The following is a 15,460-nucleotide window of genomic DNA, read 5'->3' as shown; positions in this document are numbered from 1 at the left end:
TTGCGCCAAAATCTAAGAAATGGCAAGAGTACTTACGGGAATTCAAAGCTCCGGTCGCCCACATTTGGGGAATATTTTGGGAGCAATCGTTCCGGCAATCCAACTCATCGGACAAAACCAACAAGATGAGTCTTTCATCTTCATCGCTGATTTCCATTCGCTTACCACCGGAAAGGATGCAGCATTAAGAAAGCAAAACACTTTGGCAGTAGCTGCTGCTTGGCTTTCCTTTGGTTTGGATATCGAAAAGACAGTTTTCTACCGCCAATCCCGAATCCCCGAAGTCACAGAGCTTACTTGGTACCTCAATTGCTTCACGCCTTTCCCGATGCTGGCCAATGCCCATAGCTTCAAGGACAAATCTTCTCGATTGGCAGATGTCAATGCGGGACTGTTTACCTATCCTGTTCTGATGGCGTCAGATATTCTTCTGTATTCGGCAGATTTGGTCCCGGTCGGAAAAGACCAACTCCAACATCTGGAAATGACCAGAGATATTGCCAGTGCCTTCAACCGAATCATGGAAGAGGACATCTTAATTCTTCCGGAAGCAAGGATTTCTGAAGAGGTCATGATCATTCCCGGGACAGACGGGCAGAAAATGAGCAAGTCGTATAACAACATCATTGATATCTTCCTGCCTGAAAAAGAGCTGAAGAAAAACATCAATCTGATCGTCACCGACAGTACTCCTTTGGAAGAACCCAAAGATCCTGATACCTGTACAGTCTTCAAGCTCTATTCTCTATTGGCAACCTCTGAGCAAACAGAAGCCATGAGGGAAAAATACTTGGGAGGCAATTATGGATATGGCCATGCCAAAAAAGAATTGCTGGAATTGGTTTTGACTTTATTCAAAAAAGAGCGGGAAACTTTTGACTATTTTATGAACCACCCGGATGAAATCGAAAAAAGACTGGAAGCAGGAGAGGCAAAAGCAAAAAGCATTGCACTAAATCTCTTAAATCAAGTCCGGGAAAAGCTGGGATTCAGATAATACAAGGCCTTTCTCAAATAAAATGCCCCCAATAAGTCGAAACTTAATGGGGGCATTTTTTTGAAATATTCCGGATCAAAAGATCAAAAACCGGCTCTAATCTTATCTGCTATCTCAGCCAATTCCTCAGGGCTAAGCTTAAGCTTGGGTCTGGTAAAATTGATATCATCCATGGTGCGGAGAGGCACCAGATGAACGTGAACATGGGGAACTTCCAAGCCTATCACTGCGACTCCAATCCGGGTACAGGAGATGGTTTTGTCCATGGCTTTAGCCACTTTTTGGGCAAAGACATGAAGCCCCGCCAATTCCTCAGGTTCTAAATTGAATATGTAATCCACCTCTCTTTTGGGAACCACCAAAACATGACCTTTCACTAAAGGCATGATGTCCAAAAACGCGATATAATTTTCATCCTCTGCAACGATCTGTGCAGGGATTTCCCGGTTGATGATTTTTGTAAATATGCTTGCCATAGGAGTAAAATTAAAAAATCCCGGAAAAACCGGGATTCTAACTGTGGGATTAATACGTGATATCCAAAATTTCAAACTGCAGCTTTCCGGCAGGTGCATTGATTTCCGCAATCTCCCCGACTGTTTTGCCGACCAATCCTTTTCCGAAAGGAGAGGCTAAAGAAATCTTACCCGCTTTCAGGTCTGCTTCTTCCTCGGAAACCAAGGTATAGCTGACCGTCATTCCGTTTTTCACGTTTTTGATTTTCACCGTGCTCAGGATGCCTGCTTTGGAGGTGTCCATTTTTGAATTATCCAGAATTCGGGCGTTGCCCACTACCTCTTCCAGTTTGGCAATTTTCAGTTCCAAAAGACCTTGTGCATCTTTGGCCGCATCGTATTCAGCATTTTCACTGAGATCCCCTTTATCACGGGCTTCAGCGATCTGACGGGCAATATCCGCTCTTCCCTTGGTCTTCAGCTCATGAAGTTCATCCTTTAGCTTTTTCAGCCCTTCCTCGGTGTAGTATTGTACTTTTGACATATTAATACAGCTTTTCAAAAGGCATTAAAAACAAAGTAACGGTCACGTGATGGAGACCGTTACTTTGTTTTTGCCTTTATTTACCCTGCAAAGATAGTAAAGCTTTTGGTCAAAGCAAGCGTGGAAAAAGGCATTTCAGCCGCTTAAACTACTTAAACCCTTTTCGGATTTGCTCCACTAAAACCTGATTGATTTTCTCGTAGGATTCAAAAGTCCATCCAGCTACATGCGGTGAAAAAAGCACATTCTCCCGCTCGGCCAATCGACTGAATTCAGCCTGTTGCTCTGGACTGAATTTCTTGAATTTCTCATTTTCAAGAACATCTAATACCGCCCCTTTCAATATCCCGAGATCCAAGGCTTGATTCAGGGTAGAAAAAGAAATTACCTCTCCCCTCGCCGTATTGATCAGCCAGAAAGGTTTGGCAAATCCCTTCAACTCTTCCAAGGTGAAAAACCCTTTCGTCTCCGGTGTCAGGGGCACATGAATACTCAAAATATCCACCTCTTTCTTTAACCTTTCCCAAGAAACTTCTTCTACCTGATCCGTTCCAAATCCCGTTTTGTATTTGTCATAAGCAAGGATTCGAACCCCAAAGCCCTGTAGTCTTTTGGCAAAGGCCTTACCCATATTCCCGAAACCCATGACGCCCACAGTTTTCCCTTTGAGTTCATGTCCACGGTTGCCTTCCCGATCCCAAATTCCTTTTCTGACCTCGGTGTCAGATTTTATCATATGGTTAAACAAGGCTAGCAATCCTCCGATGGCATGCTCAGCCACCGCATCCCGATTTCCTTTTGCGGCATGAAAAAGCTTGATTCCTCTGCCCTCAAGGTAATCCAGATCAATTTTGTCCAATCCTGCACCCGCTCTTCCGATAAACTTCAGTTGTGAAGCCAATTCCAAAAGGGGTCGGTCCATGGGAGTCTTAGAGCGGATGATCAATCCTTCCACCTCTCCAATTTTCTCCATGATTTCTTCTCGGGTGATTGCAGGAGCGTATTCTACCTCATGCCCATCTTTCCTCAGCAACTCCAGAATACTGAGGTGCATTTCGTCGATTATCAGAATTTTCATTGTCAAAGCTTAAGTAAAAGCATAGCTACCCCGAAATACACGGCAAGCCCCAAAAGGTCATTGGTAGTGGTGATAAACGGACCTGAAGCGATGGCAGGATTGATTCCAAAACGGTTCAAAACTATGGGTGTGACTGTCCCCATGAAAGAAGCTAGCAAGACCACGCAGAAAAGCGCAAAACCCACCGTAATCCCGAAAATCGGTTCGAATCCATACAAAAACACCACCACACAAAATACAAAGGCACCCAAAACCAAACCATTGAGCAAGGCTACAAATAGGCCTTTTACAAAACGCTGGAAAGGGGTGTCGTCAAAAGCTGATTTACTGGCCAAGGACTGAACAATCAAAGAAGATGCTTGGATCCCCACATTTCCGCCGGTAGCCGCTACCAAGGGAATAAAGGAAGCCAAAGCCAAGTACTTACTGAGCCCATCTTCAAAAAAGCCGATGATCTTTGCCCCCATCAAGCCTCCCATGACTCCGATCAGCAGCCAAGGCAGTCGGGCTTTAGAAATGGTGAAAACTGAGTCAGATTCCTCGATATCTGCCGATACTCCGGCCATGGCTTGGATATCTTCATCAGCTTCTTCCTGCACTACATCCAAGATATCATCGACGGTGATTCTTCCGACAAGTTTATTTTTCACATTGACTACGGGGACCGATTCCAAGTCATATTTCCTCATCACGGCAGCTACTTCTTCCTGGTCCATGGTCACCGGTACTGAGATTACATCTTCTTCATAAATGTCCTCAATCCTGGTATCGGAAGCGGCCAGAATGATTTTCTTTAAGGAAACTCTTCCGAGAAGTTGCTGTCGGTTATTAACCACATAGATGGAAAAAATCTTCTCCACATTTTCAGCCTGTCTCCGGATTTCATTGATGGTCTGGACAATGTTCCAGTTTTTGTTGGCCCGGATAAATTCCTTGGCCATAATCCCCCCAGCTGTATCTTCTTCGTAGCGGAGGAGTTCCAAAATCTGCTCGGACTTCACCCGATCCTGAAACTCAGCGATGACATCCTCTCTGTCCTTGTCGGACATCAGATTGAGAATATCCGCACCGTCATCGGAGTCCATCAGGACAATCCACTCAGCTATTTCACTGTTTTCAAATTCCCTCAGGACCTTGGTCAGTGTAGCCTGATCCAGTTCGATCAGAATGTCCGCCGCCAGTTGCTTTTCCAAAAGCCGAAGCACATAGGTGACCTCATGAAGCTCAAGCTCATCCAAAATCGCGGCAATATCCGCCACATTGACTCCTTCCAGGGATTCCTGAATGAAATCATTGTCACCCTGCTCAATCCCCAGTTGGAGACTTTCCAGGTATTCTTTGGATAGCTCAAATTGCTTAATGGGTTCCACGACTAGCTTCTATTTTTTGGGTTAAAAACACAAAATCATTCACATCCAGCTGTTCGGCTCTCAAGTCCAGCATCGGATGAGATTTGAATTCTTCCGGCAGATGGAAGGATTTGAGGCAATTTCTGAGGGTTTTTCTTCTGGTACCAAATCCGGCCTTAACCACTTTGAAGAAAAGCTTCTCATCGCAATCCAGCTTCTTCACCGAGTTTCTGGTGAGTCGGATTACCCCTGAATTCACCTTGGGAGGAGGATTGAACACATGAGGAGGTACCGAAAATAGGTACTCGATATCGTACCAAGCCTGCAGCAAAACCGATAGGATTCCGTAATCCTTGTTCCCTTTGGGAGAGGCGATACGCTGAGCTACTTCCTTTTGGAGCATGCAGACCACTTCGGTGATTTTCTCTCTTTCTTCCAGCACTTTGAAGAAAATCTGAGAGGAAATATTGTAGGGAAAATTTCCTGCTAAAGCATACTTCTCAGGTAGCAATTGGGAAAAATCGTATTTCAGGTAATCTCCTTCCAAAATCCGATTTCCCAATTGTGGGTATTTTTTGTGAAGATAGGCTATGCTCTCCCGGTCAATATCAATGAGGTAAACCTCCAGATTCCCCTCCAAAAGATAATCTGTCAGCACTCCCATTCCCGGACCGATCTCCAAAACTGCCGAAACCCCATCATGGCCCTTGACCGCTTGAGCAATTCGCTCAGCAATACTCAGGTCGGTCAGAAAATGCTGTCCCAAATGCTTTTTTGCTCTGACCTTTTCCATCCTAGGGCTGTGATTATTTTTTATAAATTGCAGCCTTAAAATTAAGGGAATATTCCAAAAGGCTTGGGAATTTTCTTCTTTAAAGCTTTTCCAACAGAAATATGAACGCGAAAAAAAACCGGCCAATTTTAGGCATCAGCATAGGAGATATCAATGGAATAGGGCTGGAAGTCACGCTAAAAGCACTCGCTGATAATCGGGTATTTAAGTCCTTTACGCCGGTGATTTACGGGCATGGCAAGGCAGTAGTCTTTTATCGAAAGCAGCTAAGCTTGGAGAGTTTCAATTTTTCCCAAATCAGAAATATCGACGAAGTTCAATACCATAAGGTCAATGTCATCAATGTGACGGAAGATTGTCCAGAGATCCTACCCGGGGTAGAAACCCAAGAGGCTGGAAAATTTGCTTTGGCATCTCTTCAGGCAGCGGTAGAGGATCTGAAAGCCGGAAAGATTCAAGGGCTCGTCACAGCTCCACTCAATAAAAACAATATCAACAGTGAGGAGCTTCGGTTCATTGGTCATACCGAGTACATCACGGAAGCTTTTGGGGCCAAAGACAGCCTGATGACCATGATATCCGATGATTTGAGAGTGGGATTGATTACAGGTCATCTTCCCTTAGCCAAAGTTCCTGAGGCAATCACCAAAGAAAAAATCATCCAAAAGACCACTATTTTTCTCCAAAGCCTAAGTCAGGATTTTGGAATCAACAAGCCAAAAATCGCGATTTTAGGTCTGAATCCCCATGCAGGAGAAGATGGATTGTTGGGTGATGAGGAGGAAAATATCATCAAACCGGCCATTAGAGAACTCAAGGACAAAAACCACCTGGTTTTCGGCCCTTATCCTGCAGATGGTTTTTTTGGAATGATGCATCAAACCAAATTCGACGGGGTTTTGGCCATGTACCACGATCAGGGTCTTGTTCCTTTTAAATCTTTAGCCTTTAGTACAGGAGTTAATTTTACCGGCGGGCTTCCCGTGGTGAGAACTTCTCCGGACCACGGGACGGCATACAACATAGCAGGGAAAAACCTGGCTGATGAGGGTTCGATGAGAGCAGCATTGCTACTAGCCTCTGACGTAATTGCCCAACATCAGCAGGAGGAAGTAGAAATTTGATTAGAATTTTAGCCTCTAGACCAAATAATATTTTAAAATCTACTTCTTGATTCCTGAATTAATCCCTACATTTGCGGTCTTAAATCAGGAGGAGAAAACGTGAAATTCTTGAAAACCTTTGATATTGAAGTCATTAAGTTCAAAGAAGGACATCACGAATTTGACTTTGATATTGACGAAACCTTTTTCGGACATTTCGAAGACAATGAAATTCTGGATAAAGGCAGCCTGACCGTACGGGTCTTGATGGACAAAGGGCCTAATTTGATTGAACTGGAATTTCACATCCAAGGTACAGTTGAATTAACCTGTGATAGAAGTTTGGAAGTTTTTGATCATGAATTAGAGACCTCCGAAACAATGATCTACAAGTATGGTCCTATCGAGCAAGAGATCGATGAAAATGTAAGCATGATTACGAGGGATACCCCTTCAATCAATGTGGCCCAATTGATCTACGAATTTATCCTGCTCGCACTTCCTGCAAAGAAAATTCATCCTGATCACCGAAATGAACTTGATGATGAGGACTATGAAGCGGAAGGTGGTTTTGTCTACATCCAATCCGAGGAGGAAGAAGATTTGGAAGAAACCAATGAAACTGAAGAAAAAGAATCAAAACCAGTTGACCCACGTTGGGAGCAACTGCTGAAATTAAAAAACAAAGAACAATCATAAACCACGCATAAAATGGCACATCCTAAACGCAAAATTTCGAAAACCAGAAGAGATAAAAGAAGAACTCATTACAAACTGGAAGCACCTGGATTGGCAAAATGCCCAACCACAGGAGAAATGCATTTGCCTCACAGAGCCTTCTGGCTTGATGGTAAATTGTACTACAAAGGACAAGTAATTATCGAAAAAGAGATTCAGGCTTAATTAGAAGTCTACATCCTATTAAATCCATCTCCTCAAGGGGATGGATTTTTTATTTTTAATCAATCAGAAATTCCTGAAAATGAAGGAATTCAAAAAGCTTACTCCTTTGGGCTTTGGTGGTCAGGTACCATTGTACTATTTTTGACGCCTATCATTAATTCTGGATCAAACCAACCCAGCCAATGACTCATCTATTTCAATGCAGTCATTGAAACCCCAAGAAGAATGGATAAAATAAGAGCCAAGGTCACAGGGATTCAAGGATACGTGCCTGAGTACCGACTGACCAACAAAGAATTGGAAACCCTTGTCGAAACCAACGACGAATGGATCACCTCAAGGACCGGCATTAAAGAAAGGAGAATCCTTAAAGGCGAAAACCAGGGAACTTCCGTGATGGGAATCGAAGCAGTCAAAGGCCTGTTGGAAAAAACCGGAACTGACCCCAAAGAAATCGAACTGATCATTTGTGCCACTGTCACCCCAGATATGCCTTTCCCTGCTACTGCCAATATTATTGCAGATAAGGTGGGGGCAAAAAACTCCTTCAGCTTTGATGTAGGGGCTGCGTGTTCTGGATTCCTATATGCACTCCAGCTTGGGGCACAGTTTATCCAAGCAGGAACTCACAAAAAAGTAGTGGTAGTCGGAGCAGATAAAATGTCTTCCATCGTGGACTATCAAGACCGCACTACCTGTATTCTTTTTGGAGACGGTGCTGGTGCTGTTTTGCTGGAAGCCACTACTGAAGAGTATGGAATCATGGATGCCATCCTCAAAGCAGATGGATCGGGTGAGCCATACCTTCACATGAAAGCAGGAGGAAGCCGTAAGCCCGCTTCACCGGAAACCATCGCCCAGAGAGAGCATTTTGCCTATCAGGAAGGGGCTACCGTCTTCAAATTTGCCGTAACCAATATGGCTGATGTGAGTGCGGAAGTGATGGAAAGAAATGGCCTGAAAGGAGACGACATCGCTTGGCTTGTACCTCATCAAGCCAACAAACGAATCATCGATGCCACAGCCAATCGAATGGGAGTCGGCCCTGAAAAAGTGATGATGAATATCGAAAGATATGGCAATACCACTGCCGCCACTATTCCGCTTTGCCTTTGGGAATATGAAAAACAATTGAAAAAAGGCGATAATCTAATCCTAGCCGCATTTGGTGGTGGTTTCACTTGGGGAGCCATCTATCTCAAATGGGCCTATGACCCGAAATAAAACAACAGAAAAAGTAAAATATGGCAAGTACTGCAGATTTTAAAAACGGACTCTGTCTGGAAATGAACAATGACATTTATTCCATTGTCGAATTCCAGCATGTCAAACCTGGAAAGGGAGCTGCTTTTGTTAGAACCAAGCTAAAAAGTCTCAGAAGTGGAAAAGTATTGGACAAGACATTTTCCGCAGGTGAAAAAGTAACCACAGCGAGAGTTGAGAAAAGACCTCATCAATTTCTGTACAAAGATGATCTTGGTCATCACTTTATGGATACCGAGACCTTTGAGCAGATGTCTTTGGAAGAGCATCTGATCGAAAGAGCCAACCTACTAAAAGACGGGCAGCTGGTGGATATCCTTGTTCACGCAGAGACGGAGACTCCTCTTTCTGTAGAGCTTCCGCCTTTCGTAGAATTGATGGTGACTTACACCGAGCCAGGAATCAAAGGCGATACCGCTACCAATACGCTGAAGCCAGCTATCGTAGAGACCGGTGCCACTGTTATGGTTCCTCTTTTCGTGGATCAAGACATCATGATCAAGGTCGATACTCGAGACGGTTCCTATTCTGAAAGAGTAAAATAATTTGTTATTGGCTGTGTCATTTCTGTAAATTACACAGCCTTTTTGTTTTTAAACCCCAACCAATGTCACGGACATTGAACAAACCAAAACCCTATGAAAGCTAAAGAGATTCAGGAATTGATCGATTACATTTCCAACTCTGGCTTGGCAGAAGTCAAGATTAAAACAGAGGAATTCGAACTTTCCATTAAGAAATATGCCGAATCCAGTTCTGCACCAGTCCAGCAAGTGGTAGCAGCTCCCGCACCAGCTCCTGTAGCAGCGGCACCAGCGCCAGCTCCTGCAGCTGCACCAGCTCCTGCACCAGCGGCAGCTCCATCCAATCTATTGGAGATTAAATCACCCATGATTGGAACTTTCTACCTTACTCCAAATCCTGATGCAGCTCCTTTCGTAACAGAAGGCGCCTCAATCAAAGCAGGTCAAACCGTCTGCATCATCGAAGCGATGAAGCTATTCAATGAAATCGAATCAGAGATTTCAGGAAAAATTGTGAAAATACTGGTGAGCAATGCCACTCCGGTAGAATACGATCAGCCACTTTTCTTGGTGGATCCAGCCGGATGATTTTTTCACTAAACCCAAAAAAAGCGTGTTTAAAAAAATCCTAATAGCAAACCGGGGAGAAATAGCCCTAAGAATCATCCGTACCTGCAAGGAGATGGGGATTAAGACTGTGGCTGTTTATTCTACCGCTGACAAGGACAGTCTTCATGTCCGCTTTGCCGATGAGGCTGTATGCATCGGTCCTGCACCAAGTAGGGAATCTTACCTCAATATTCCAAGAATCATTGCCGCTGCAGAAATCACTAATGCGGATGCAATCCATCCTGGCTACGGATTTCTCTCCGAAAACGCCGAGTTCTCCAGAATTTGCGAAGAATACGGAATCAAGTTTATCGGTGCCTCTCCGGATATGATCGGAAAAATGGGTGACAAGGCCACGGCAAAAGCTACGATGAAAGCCGCTGGAGTTCCTACAATTCCAGGTTCTGATGGTCTTTTGGAAAGTGTGACCCAAGGCAAGAAAATTGCCGCTGAAATGGGCTATCCTGTGATTCTCAAGGCTACTGCCGGTGGTGGAGGTAGAGGAATGAGAATTGTCAAGGAAGAGAAAGATTTTCAAAAAGCCTGGGATGATGCCAGAATGGAGTCCGGAGCCGCCTTTGGCAATGATGGACTTTACCTTGAGAAATTTGTCGAGGAACCCCGCCACATCGAAATTCAGATTGTAGGTGATCGAACAGGAAAAGCTTGCCATCTTTCTGAAAGAGATTGCTCTATCCAGAGAAGACACCAAAAGCTAGTTGAAGAAACGCCCTCTCCTTTCATTACGGATGAACTCCGTGAAGAAATGGGAAAAGCAGCCATCAAAGGCGCTGAGGCTATCAAATACGAAGGTGCCGGTACTATCGAATTCCTCGTAGATAAACACAGAAACTTCTACTTTATGGAGATGAACACCCGGATTCAGGTGGAACATCCGATTACAGAAGAAGTAACTGATTTTGACTTGATCAAAGAACAGATTAAAGTGGCAGCAGGAGAAACGATCTCCGGTAGAAACTACTATCCGAAATTGTTTGCCATGGAATGTAGAATCAATGCCGAGGACCCGGCTAACGGCTTCCGTCCTAGCCCTGGAAAGATTCACAACCTACATCTTCCCGGAGGCAGAGGAGTGCGCGTGGACTCCCACGTGTATGCAGGATACGTCATTCCGCCTAACTACGACTCTATGATTGCCAAGCTAATTGTAAGTGGTCAGTCTAGGGAAGAAGTGATCGTGCGGATGAAGCGTGCTTTGGAGGAATTTGTCATCGACGGAATCAAGACAACCATTCCTTTCCACATTGCTTTGTTGGAAAATGAGCAGTTCAAAGAGGGGGACTTTACCACGAAGTTCCTGGAATCTTTTGACTTCTCAGTGATCAAAGGATAATCAACCTTAAACAGGATAAAATAGCCGCTCAAACGAGTGGCTTTTTTTTATTCTACCAATATCCATCTCCGGAAGAAACAGCTATTGCATAAATACCAAAAATCAACCCCAATACGCTTACTAATCCGAGTGCAATTGATGGCCCTGGACTCACCCCCTTCACATAAAGCTTATCAATCTCCCCAAGTGGAATTTCAATTTTCTGATTAGATTTTATCTCATTTCCATTTTTCCCATAATGCTCTCCAACTACCTTTTCATCCTCTATATGTCTAAAAACCATCATTTTGGCGTCTCCAGAAAGGGTCAGGACCTGAATCTTATCTCCGTTTACCAGTTTCGACAGAGATTCTTTGACAAAAGGACCTTTTTGAATTTCATTAGGGGTTTTAGGCATCAAATTTTCCACATTCCTGTACGCCTTACAAGAAGAAAAAACCAGAAGAATTAGAAAAGGGAAAACCACATTTAAACCTGAATTTCTCATAGCTTCATTTTTTTTGAAAATTACCCTCCCCTGAACAAGAAGTGAATTATTACCCCAATTCATTTTATTGAGTATTCCATAAAGACCAATTTTTATTTCGCAGAAATAAATAAAAGAGCGATTGGATTTGGAATAAAGGAAAGAAGTCTATACAAAATTTTTCATAAAAAGTCCGGACAGCTTTTTTAAAATTTTTCTTTAACTTTTAAGCATCAAGCTCCTCCCCAAAATGATCTTTTCCCTTAGAAACTTTCCTTCTTTTCTGGCATTGGGCTTTTTCGTAGCCTCTTGCCAATCTCCTTCCTCCCAAGAAGAAGGCCTAGCTTCCGGCGATCAAGTCAGTTACAATTTTCATATTCGGCCAATCCTTTCCGATAAATGCTTTGCCTGCCATGGTCCGGATGCCAATAAAAGAGAAGCCGATCTCCGGCTGGATACTGAGGAAGGTGCTTTTGCTGCCTTAAAGGAAAATCCTGGAAAATTTGCATTGGTCTCAGGGAATCCATCCGAATCGGAAGTCTACCATCGGATCACCTCCCAAGACCCTGGTGAGGTAATGCCTCCACCTGAATCCAATCTTTCCCTGACTGACTCTGAAATCACCCTGATCAAAAAGTGGATCGAACAAGGAGCAAAGTATGAACCCCATTGGGCTTTTATGCCGATAGAAAAACCCCAAGTCCCGAATTCAGATTGGGGAGCCAATGATATTGATCCTTTCATCTTCAAAAAGATGAAGGAAAAAGGACTGAGTCCCAATCCCGAAGCCAATTCTTTCGCTTTGATCAAAAGAGCAAGTCTTGACCTCACAGGACTACCTCCTACTCCTGAACTTTTGAATAAATACGTAGGATTTGAAAACGGGAATACTTACGAAAAGCTATTGGACGAACTCCTCTCCCAGCCTGCATTTGGAGAGAAACTGGCCATCCTATGGTTGGACATCTCCAGATATTCGGACAGCTATGGATATCAGGATGATGAGTATCGCTCCCAGTGGCCCTATAGAGACTGGTTGATTCATGCTTTCAATAAAAACCTGCCTTACGATGAATTCCTCACTTGGCAGCTAGCCGGTGACCTTTTACCCAATCCTACCAAAGAACAGATCTTGGCGACTGCTTTCAACAGAAACCATAAATACACCGAGGAAGGCGGAGTGATTCATGAAGAATACCGTATCGAATACGTACTGGACAAAACCAATACCTTCAGCAAGGGGATTTTGGGCATCACCATGGAATGTGCCCAATGCCATGATCACAAATACGACCCCTTTTCCCAGCAGGAATATTATGAGCTTTTTGCCTTTTTCAACAATTCCAAAGAGAAAGGATTTGAAGGAGATGTTAGCCAGTCCAAACCCGCCAAAACACCCATCCTTTGGGTAGAACAGGAGGACTTGGACGGAATTCTCAGTTTCATCAATCACTCGGACACCACCAAGCTTAGCATCTCTGTGATGGGGGAATTGGACGAATCGGAAAAGCGAACCACCTATATTCTCGACCGGGGAGTGTACGATGCCCCTACTGTCCCTGTTGAAGCTTCTACTCCTGCTTCCATTTTGGAATTTGATGAGGTTTATGAAAAAAATCGCTTAGGTCTGGCCAAATGGGCTACTTCCAGAGAAAATCCACTAACCTCCCGCGTCTTTGTCAATCTGATCTGGCAAGAAATATTCGGCAAAGGGATTGTCAAATCAGCTGGGGATTTTGGTATGCAGGGCGATTTGCCCACGCACCCCGAACTGCTTGATTGGCTAGCGGCTGACTTCATGGAAAATGATTGGGATATCAAACGACTTTTGAAACAAATTCTCATGTCCTCGACCTACCGACAATCTGCAGAGATCAGCAATAAGCACTTGGAAATAGACCCCGATAATCTTTATCTCTCCCGATCTTCCAGGTTGAGGTTGCCTGCAGAAAATATTCAGGACTTGGTATTGGCAAGTAGTGGCATGCTGGTGACAGAACTAGGCGGTCCCAGTGTCAAGCCCTACCAGCCATCGGGGCTTTGGGAAGCGGCCACTTCAGGCCGAGGTACATTAGCTACATACGTTCAGGACCAAGGAGACAAACTTTACCGAAGAGGCATTTACAACTTCATTAAACTGACTGTACCTCCTCCAAAGGCTATCATCTTCGATTCGAGTAACCGCGATCGATGCGAAATTTCCCGAAATCGAACCAATACTCCGCTTCAGGCCCTGGTCATGATGAATGACCCTATGGTCTTGGAAGCGGCGAGAGTTTTGTCCACCAAGCTGACAGAAAAGCATAAGGATCCCGAAAAAGCAATGGATGAAGCATTCTTACGAATTCTTTGTCGAGAGATGAAATCCAAGGAGCGAAGTCTTTTGAAGGATTTTTATGAGGAAGAATTAGCCTACTTCAGCAGCAATCCTGAGGAAGTGGAAAAGACCCTGAACATAGGAGAATATCCCATGAACGAGGGAGCAATGACCCCGCAGAATGCTGCCTTGATGCAGGTCATCATGAGTCTTTATAATTTGGAAGAAACCATTACCAGAAGCTAAAATGGAAAAGGAAATATTAGAGCAGGGATTGAATCACAACAGGAGGAAGTTTCTTTCCAGACTAAGTTTAGGTGTGGGAAGCGTGGCCTTGGGCTCACTTTTGATCCCTGATTTGTTTTCCGGAAAAAGCGGAAGTGAAGAAGCTATCATGCAGGCTTTACCTCACTTTGCCCCTAAAGCCAAGCGAATCATTTACCTGTTCCAAAACGGAGCGCCCTCCCAATTGGAAACCTTTGATTACAAGCCTCTTTTGACCAAAAATTTTGGCCAAGAATTGCCCGATTCCATCCGAATGGGGCAGCGATTGACCGGAATGACAGCAGGACAAAGCTCTTTTCCTTTGGTCGGCTCTTATTTTGAATTCAATCAATACGGGCAAAGTCGAGCTTGGATTTCCTCGCTCTTTCCGCATTTAGCCAGCGTGGTAGATGAGCTGTGTATCGTCAAATCCATGCATACCGAGGCTATAAATCACGACCCGGCACTGACCTTTTTCCAGACTGGAGCACAAGTAGGCAATCGTCCCAGCATGGGTTCTTGGCTGAGCTATGGCTTAGGAAGTGAAAATGAAAACCTCCCGGCATTCTGTGTGCTGCTGAGCCGAGGAAAAGGAAACGGTCAGGGAGTTTATTCCAAACTTTGGTCTAATGGATTTTTGGACGCCCGTCATCAGGGAGTTCAGTTCTCCAATTCCGAAGATCCGGTACTCTATCTTTCCGACCCTGACGGCATGACTCGGGATCAGCGCAGAAAAATGCTCGACCACTTGGCTGCCATGAATGATCTCAACTATCGGGAATTCAATGATCCACAGATCACCACCAAAGTACAGCAGTACGAGATGGCTTATCGAATGCAAACGGCTGTACCGGAAATTACAGACGTAAGTAAAGAACCTGATAGCATTGTCAAACTCTATGGCCCGGAATGCCTCGTTCCAGGTACCTATGCTGCCAATTGCCTTTTGGCGAGAAAGCTCTCTGAAAATGGAGTTCGATTTGTTCAGCTTTACCATCAGGGTTGGGATGCCCACGACAATCTGCCAAATCAGATGATCGGTCAGGCAAAAGATGTGGACCAGGCCTCCGCCGCCTTGATTACAGACCTCAAGCAAAGAGGCTTATTGGACGAAACATTGGTGATTTGGGGAGGAGAATTTGGGCGAACGAATTATTGTCAGGGCAAAATCGCACCTGCCAACTATGGTAGAGATCATCATCCCCGAGCCTTCTCCATTTTTATGGCAGGAGGAGGTGTCAAGTCAGGAATAGTTTATGGAGAAACGGATGACTTTGGATACAATATCACCGAAAACCCCGTACATGTACATGATTTTCAGGCTACTGTACTCCATTTGATGGGGATAGACCATGAAAAACTGACCTACAAGCATTTGGGAAGACGATATCGACTAACCGATGTCCATGGAAAAGTTGTCAAAGATTTGATTGCCTGATTT

Annotated in this window: 16 protein-coding genes; 10 read left to right on the top strand and 6 right to left on the bottom strand. The window is 44.3% G+C overall.

Annotated features, from left to right (window positions below; all coding sequences use genetic code 11):
* The first annotated feature begins 19 nt into the window (after nucleotides 1-19).
* Entirely contained in the window at nucleotides 20-997 is a 978-nt protein-coding gene (trpS, locus tag AAA938_RS04595) for a tryptophan--tRNA ligase (protein WP_338227469.1), read from the top strand.
* Between the two features lie 83 nt (nucleotides 998-1,080).
* Here the strand turns inward: trpS and AAA938_RS04590 are convergent, their stop codons facing one another.
* The 5 genes from AAA938_RS04590 to rsmA all read right to left on the bottom strand — a co-directional run bounded on the left by AAA938_RS04590 (nucleotide 1,081) and on the right by rsmA (nucleotide 5,216).
* The gene (locus AAA938_RS04590; RefSeq protein ID WP_338227468.1) at nucleotides 1,081-1,473 is read right to left on the bottom strand and encodes an HIT family protein; all 393 of its coding nucleotides are present in this window, start codon (nucleotides 1,471-1,473) and stop codon (nucleotides 1,081-1,083) included.
* Between the two features lie 49 nt (nucleotides 1,474-1,522).
* Nucleotides 1,523-1,996 (bottom strand): transcription elongation factor GreA, encoded by a 474-nt coding sequence (gene greA, locus AAA938_RS04585; RefSeq protein WP_338227467.1) that lies wholly within the window; start codon nucleotides 1,994-1,996, stop codon nucleotides 1,523-1,525.
* A 148-nt stretch (nucleotides 1,997-2,144) separates the two neighbouring features.
* Nucleotides 2,145-3,074 (bottom strand): NAD(P)-dependent oxidoreductase, encoded by a 930-nt coding sequence (locus tag AAA938_RS04580; RefSeq protein ID WP_338227466.1) that lies wholly within the window; start codon nucleotides 3,072-3,074, stop codon nucleotides 2,145-2,147.
* A 2-nt stretch (nucleotides 3,075-3,076) separates the two neighbouring features.
* The gene (gene mgtE, locus AAA938_RS04575; protein WP_338227465.1) at nucleotides 3,077-4,444 is read right to left on the bottom strand and encodes a magnesium transporter; all 1,368 of its coding nucleotides are present in this window, start codon (nucleotides 4,442-4,444) and stop codon (nucleotides 3,077-3,079) included.
* Nucleotides 4,431-5,216 (bottom strand): 16S rRNA (adenine(1518)-N(6)/adenine(1519)-N(6))-dimethyltransferase RsmA, encoded by a 786-nt coding sequence (rsmA, locus tag AAA938_RS04570; RefSeq protein WP_338227464.1) that lies wholly within the window; start codon nucleotides 5,214-5,216, stop codon nucleotides 4,431-4,433. The genes mgtE and rsmA overlap by 14 nt, the downstream gene beginning before the upstream one ends.
* A 101-nt stretch (nucleotides 5,217-5,317) precedes the next feature.
* On the opposite strand from rsmA, the gene pdxA reads away from it, so the two are divergent.
* The 7 genes from pdxA (at nucleotide 5,318) to accC (ending at nucleotide 10,972) form a co-directional block, all read left to right on the top strand.
* Nucleotides 5,318-6,340, top strand: coding sequence for a 4-hydroxythreonine-4-phosphate dehydrogenase PdxA (gene pdxA / locus AAA938_RS04565; protein WP_338227463.1), 1,023 nt, complete (start codon nucleotides 5,318-5,320; stop codon nucleotides 6,338-6,340).
* A gap of 99 nt (nucleotides 6,341-6,439) precedes the next feature.
* On the top strand, nucleotides 6,440-7,018 hold the full coding sequence (locus AAA938_RS04560; protein ID WP_338227462.1) for a YceD family protein: 579 nt from the start codon (nucleotides 6,440-6,442) through the stop codon (nucleotides 7,016-7,018).
* Nucleotides 7,019-7,030: 12 nt separating this feature from the next.
* Nucleotides 7,031-7,222, top strand: coding sequence for a 50S ribosomal protein L32 (gene rpmF, locus AAA938_RS04555; protein WP_338218932.1), 192 nt, complete (start codon nucleotides 7,031-7,033; stop codon nucleotides 7,220-7,222).
* A 225-nt stretch (nucleotides 7,223-7,447) separates the two neighbouring features.
* The gene (locus AAA938_RS04550; protein ID WP_338227461.1) at nucleotides 7,448-8,446 is read left to right on the top strand and encodes a beta-ketoacyl-ACP synthase III; all 999 of its coding nucleotides are present in this window, start codon (nucleotides 7,448-7,450) and stop codon (nucleotides 8,444-8,446) included.
* 20 nt (nucleotides 8,447-8,466) lie between these two features.
* Nucleotides 8,467-9,030: an elongation factor P gene (gene efp, locus AAA938_RS04545; RefSeq protein WP_338227460.1), complete on the top strand. Its 564-nt coding sequence runs from the start codon at nucleotides 8,467-8,469 to the stop codon at nucleotides 9,028-9,030.
* Between the two features lie 93 nt (nucleotides 9,031-9,123).
* Complete coding sequence (accB, locus tag AAA938_RS04540) at nucleotides 9,124-9,597, top strand: acetyl-CoA carboxylase biotin carboxyl carrier protein (RefSeq protein WP_338227459.1); 474 nt, start codon at nucleotides 9,124-9,126, stop codon at nucleotides 9,595-9,597.
* Nucleotides 9,598-9,622: 25 nt separating this feature from the next.
* The gene (accC, locus tag AAA938_RS04535; protein ID WP_338227458.1) at nucleotides 9,623-10,972 is read left to right on the top strand and encodes an acetyl-CoA carboxylase biotin carboxylase subunit; all 1,350 of its coding nucleotides are present in this window, start codon (nucleotides 9,623-9,625) and stop codon (nucleotides 10,970-10,972) included.
* Nucleotides 10,973-11,024: 52 nt separating this feature from the next.
* Here accC and AAA938_RS04530 read toward each other — a convergent pair whose 3' ends face one another.
* Nucleotides 11,025-11,369 carry a hypothetical protein gene (locus tag AAA938_RS04530; RefSeq protein ID WP_338227457.1) on the bottom strand — a complete coding sequence of 115 codons (345 nt, stop codon included), beginning with the start codon at nucleotides 11,367-11,369 and terminating at the stop codon, nucleotides 11,025-11,027.
* A gap of 319 nt (nucleotides 11,370-11,688) precedes the next feature.
* Between AAA938_RS04530 and AAA938_RS04525 the strand changes: the two genes are divergently transcribed.
* A complete protein-coding gene (locus AAA938_RS04525) occupies nucleotides 11,689-14,001 on the top strand; it encodes a PSD1 and planctomycete cytochrome C domain-containing protein (protein WP_338227456.1) in 2,313 nt (770 codons plus the stop codon).
* A gap of 1 nt (nucleotide 14,002) precedes the next feature.
* The gene (locus tag AAA938_RS04520; protein WP_338227455.1) at nucleotides 14,003-15,457 is read left to right on the top strand and encodes a DUF1501 domain-containing protein; all 1,455 of its coding nucleotides are present in this window, start codon (nucleotides 14,003-14,005) and stop codon (nucleotides 15,455-15,457) included.
* Nucleotides 15,458-15,460 lie beyond the last annotated feature (3 nt).

This window comes from Algoriphagus taiwanensis, assembly GCF_036245645.1.
GTDB classification, from domain to species: Bacteria; Bacteroidota; Bacteroidia; order Cytophagales; family Cyclobacteriaceae; genus Algoriphagus; species Algoriphagus taiwanensis.
Note: the sequence above shows the minus strand (reverse complement) of the source record. Positions and strands in the feature narration are given on the sequence as shown.